Here is a 5,134-nt window from a genome sequence, read left to right on the forward strand (position 1 = left end):
GTAATTATTTTTAATTATTCTAAATAAGCATAATTACTTAATACATTTGCTCTATTGAAAAACTAGATCAATGTATTGCATAAAACACTACACAATAATACTTCTTTTTGTTATTTTTAATTTACCTATTAACAAAGCAAACGCACAAAACACAGAAATAAAGTTAACAATACAAGATTCATTACAATCTCCTATCGCTAATGTTTTTATAGAAGTGCAGCAAAAACAAGGTGCTACTCTATATTTTACAACCGATCAAAGAGGGATAGCAACTTTAAGTGGAATAAATAATAACTATTTGATTACAACTTCTCATCTTAGTTATCATACTATTGTACAAAGAGAACTATCTTATAAAAATCTAAATCCTATTATCACTTTAAAAGCTATACACACCCAACTGAAAGATATTGTGATAAGTGCTAAAGAAAGCGGAGGACTTAGTACTAAATCAGTGATTAACAGAGAAGCAATGGAACATTTACAGCCTTCTAGCTTTGCTGATTTAATGGAGCTACTACCTGGAGGAAAAACCAAAACTCCTAACCTTACTTCCTCTAACCGTATCTTAATCCGTGAATTTGGACAAAGTGGAGGTCAATATAATACAAGTTCTCTTGGAGTACAGTTTTTAGTAGATGGAGCTATCATTAACTCTAATGCAGATTTACAAACTTCTTCTTATGAAGATCACACTATAAAAGGTACTTATGTGGCTTCTAAACGCAATACATCTAGCATAGGTTTGGATATGCGTACCATACCTACTAATGATATAGAAAGCGTAGAAATCATTAGGGGAATTCCTTCAGCCTCTTATGGAGATTTAACTTCAGGATTAGTGCTTATTAATAGAAAAATAGGCAAAAAAGCGCTAGAAGCTAGATTAAAAGCTGATGGATTTAGCAAGCTATTTTACCTTAGCAAAGGTTTCTCGCTATCTCCTACTTGGCATATTAATACAAATATAGATTTCTTAAACTCAAAAAGTGATCCAAGAAATTTAACCGAACAGTACAATCGCTATGGGATATCTATCCGATCTAGAAAAATATTTGACTTTGCCGATCGAGAACTTAATTGGTACACAACGCTAGACTATAATGCTAATATTGACAAGAATAAAATAGACCCTGATGTGGGGTATGAAAAAATAGATACCTATAAAAACAATAGGCATACTATCTTGTTTAACAATAGATTACTATTTAAGTTTCACGAACACAAATTATTCAAAACCATAGAGTTAAAGACTAATATCCGACAAGGTATTGAAGATTTAAAGCAGCGAAGACTAGTACAGTTTAGCGGGCCTACCTCTATTTCTATTGCTACACAAACAGGGGTAAACGATGGTTATTATCCAACAACTACTTTTATATCAGACTTTAAAACTCATGGAAGACCTCTAGACATTAATGCTTCTTTAAAAGCTGATTTAGAGTTTATGACTTTTAATGTAAAGCATCAGATCGAAACAGGTATTGACTATCGTTATTCAAAAAATAATGGAAAAGGACAAATCTACGATATTCTACTACCTCCTAGTCCATCGATGACCACAAGGCCACGCCCTTTTAATGACATCCCTGCTCTTCAGAACTTAGCTTCTTTTTTTGGAGACAAGATGCAATATAATTTAGAAAATCAAAGTTTTTCGCTTTATGCTGGTTTACGCGCTTCTACTTTAGTAGGTATGGATAAAAAGTACAGTATTGCCAATAAGCTTTACCTAGAGCCACGTATTAACTTTCAATGGAATCTACCTAAAGTATGGATTGCGTCCAAGCCATTACAGACTAATATAACCTTAGGGTATGGTGAGCTATATAAACAACCGACCTTGGGAATGTTATATCCCAATAAGGCTTATTTAGATTACACTCAATTAAACTTTGCTCATATTAATCCTAATATACGCAGGGTAAATTATATGACTTATGTTATTGATCTTACCAATCTAGATTTATTAGCTGCCAAAAACATTAAAAAAGAACTAAGACTAGACCTAGAATATCAAGGACACAAAATATTCATGACTTATTTTGATGAGAAAATGCAATCGGGATTCCGCTCTGTCAATAATTTTCAAACTTATGCTTATAAAAGATATAATACTAGTGATATTGATATTCACCAGATGACTCAGCAGCCTAATTTAGAAGAGCTTCCTTATATCGATAAACTTAGCCTCAATAGTAGAAGTATTACAAACAACGGTAGTGAAACTTGTAAAAGGGGAATTGAATTCGGATACTACTCTCCTCGTATTAAATCAATCAAAACAAAGTTCTCTTTCACAGGGGCTTATTTTAATACAACCTATAAAAACAGTGTACCTGTTCAAGAAAAACCAAGTGTATCCTTAAATGGAGAAGATTATAAATATGTTGGTATTTACAGTAATTCGACAGGATATAAAAAATCTGGTCTTAACTACAATTTGCTAATAGATACTTATTTACAAGATATAGGTATGAGTATCTCTGCCTCAATACAAGGCACTTGGTTTTTAAATGAAAATAACACCTATAAGGCAAAAGATCCAATTACTTACTTTGGGACAGATGGAATAGTCCACCCTTTCTTAGAACAAGACAAGCAGGATTTATATAAACAGTGGCTTGTTCGCAATGTTTCTTCTACTGATAACATGGGAACAAGGTATCCTTTTGACGTTCAAGTCAACCTAAAGATAACCAAGAAAATAGTGAAAAAACTAGGGGTATCCTTATTTGTAAATAAGCTATTTGACTATTATAAACCTTATTATTTCAATGGGTATAAAGTAGATAGATCAACGATGACAGACCCTTATTTCGGAATGGAATTAACTTATAATTTTTAATATATCATGAAAAACAGAGTATTAGCCCTTTTTGTGGCTATTTTAGGATTGAGTATTACTACAGTATCATGTAGTAGTGATGATAATTCGATTGACAATGTACAAAAAGTCGAATTAAGTAATTTAACTATAAACTTAAAAACAGATAAAATCAATGGTTTTAAATCATATGAAAAACTAACTGTAAAGTTAATAGAATTAAACACAGGTAAAGAAACAACAGAAGAAATTGCTTCTACGCCTAACAAATCAATTACAGTTAACAAAGGGTCTTATCAAATCAGTGTAGATGGTATAGCTATACTAGAATCAGGAGATAAAGTTTCGGTAGCTGCTAATAGTGAAGTAAAATTAATCAATGTAGAAGATAAAGTAGAACTTGACCTAATTGTAAAGACTTTTACTGAAGATTTTATCATAGAAGAAGTGTTCTTCTCTGGAGTGAAATCAAAAGAAGGTAAAGCGTACAATAGTGGTAAGTATTTTAAAATTACTAACAATACCAATAAGGTTCTTTCAACAGGAGGTCTTCTTATCTTAAGATCTTCTTTTAACTCTGCCATAAAACACAATAATTATACCCCTGAAGTGAGAGATGAGGCTATGCCTGTAGGAGGAGTAGTCTATATTCCTCATGAATTAGGGAAAGATGTTCAACCTGGAGATTTTATCGTAGTGGCGGACATGGCAATGGATCATAGATTAGAAGTAAGTACTGCTTTTGACCTATCAGGAGCTGATTATGAATATCCAAATACGGATAATCCAAAATTAGGACAAGTGGATAACCCTGCTGTGCCTAATGCCATCGTTATTTACTCATTTATGAACTTTAATATGTTCTTCTTAAACAATAGAGGATACGAGAGTTATGCTATAGCTAGATTTCCAGAAGGAGTTACTGTAGAGTCATGGCTAACTGATTATAAATACGACTATACTTTTGTATTCCCACAAAATGGAAGAATAGCAGAAAGATCTGAATACAAAATTCCTAATAGCTGGATTATCGATGGAGTAAACAGTGGTATGAAAGCAGCTTGGGAACACAATCCAATTGGTCCTTCTGTAGATAGTGGATGGACTGGAGTAGCACTTGCTGATACAGATCCTAATTTTTTCGGAAAATCTATTCGTCGTAAACAAATCGGAAAAATGGAAAACGGAAAACCTCTTTTTAAAGATACAAATAATTCTACTGAAGACTTTGTACAGTGGGGAGAGAAAGCAAGTTTAACTAATGGAATAGTACACTAATAAACATTAGATGAAAACTAATTATATTTTTTTACTTTTCTTTGCATTGCTGTGTGTATCTACTTTAAAGGCACAAGATTCTCTTTCCTTTACAAAACAGATACAACACCAATATAACATAGAAAGAGATTTAAAAACTAAAATATACTATAATCCGGCACTTATGTCGGATTATAGTTCTTTATCGTTTTCTGACTTTCAAGCTAGTTATCAATATCAACAAAACAAAGCTTATTTATTAGAGCAAGGAAGTAAACAAAGTGGACTACAAGTGAATGGCAAATCTTATAAACACCTAACCAATAATAAGGCTATCTGGGGAGAAGTCGTTTATAAAAATCAAAGACAATATGATAAACAATGGAACTCTACACTAGATCCACAATATATAGGTCCTTATACGCTAGCAGACTCCTCTAAAGGAAATAATAAATATGAATCTTATCAATTCAGCGGAGGTATTGTTAAGACAAAAGGTAAATTTGACTTTGGAATAGATTTATTCTACCTAGCACAAATGAGCCATAGAGAAAGAGACCCAAGACCTAAGAGTACATCATCTGATTTAAGACTAAAGGCAGGTGTTGCTTATAATTTATTTAAAGATTTCAAATTGGGGGCTTTTGCTCAAGTATTAACTTATAAGCAAACCACTTCTGTTATTTTCTTTAGTGAAGTGGCGCGAGCTGACCTGTATCAAATGAATGGACTAGGTGACTATAATTTCTATTTTAGTGCTAAGTCTAGCCAAGCCAAATACACTAGTGATACATATCAAACAGGTTTAAGTTTGAGCTCTTTAAAAGAAGGTGATTTTACTGTTGGAGTTATTTTCGGACAACGCAATTTAACTAAAGTAGCTAGCACTATAAACGCAAACCACGATACCAATAAATTAAAGCACAATGAATGGTCTCTTTATTTAAACAAAGGCTTTTCTTTTGACCAGCATCGTATAGTGGCTAATATTAGTTATGATAAATTAGATAAAAAAGGGAGTTCTATCCTATATTCTAATGTAGGTAATGA

At 32.5% G+C, this 5,134-nt stretch carries 3 protein-coding genes; all 3 read left to right on the forward strand.

The window, feature by feature from the left end; all coding sequences use genetic code 11:
* The first annotated feature begins 70 nt into the window (after positions 1-70).
* Positions 71-2,848 carry a TonB-dependent receptor plug domain-containing protein gene (locus AABL85_RS17180; RefSeq protein ID WP_341310998.1) on the forward strand — a complete coding sequence of 926 codons (2,778 nt, stop codon included), beginning with the start codon at positions 71-73 and terminating at the stop codon, positions 2,846-2,848.
* Between the two features lie 6 nt (positions 2,849-2,854).
* Positions 2,855-4,105, forward strand: a complete 1,251-nt coding sequence (locus AABL85_RS17185) for a DUF4876 domain-containing protein (protein WP_341310999.1) — start codon at positions 2,855-2,857, stop codon at positions 4,103-4,105.
* Positions 4,106-4,268: 163 nt separating this feature from the next.
* A partial coding sequence (locus tag AABL85_RS17190; RefSeq protein WP_341311000.1) for a DUF6850 family outer membrane beta-barrel protein occupies positions 4,269-5,134 on the forward strand: 866 nt, incomplete at its 3' end.

Origin of the sequence: Myroides odoratimimus, from assembly GCF_038039805.1 — a bacterium.
Taxonomy (GTDB): domain Bacteria; phylum Bacteroidota; class Bacteroidia; order Flavobacteriales; family Flavobacteriaceae; genus Flavobacterium; species Flavobacterium odoratimimum_B.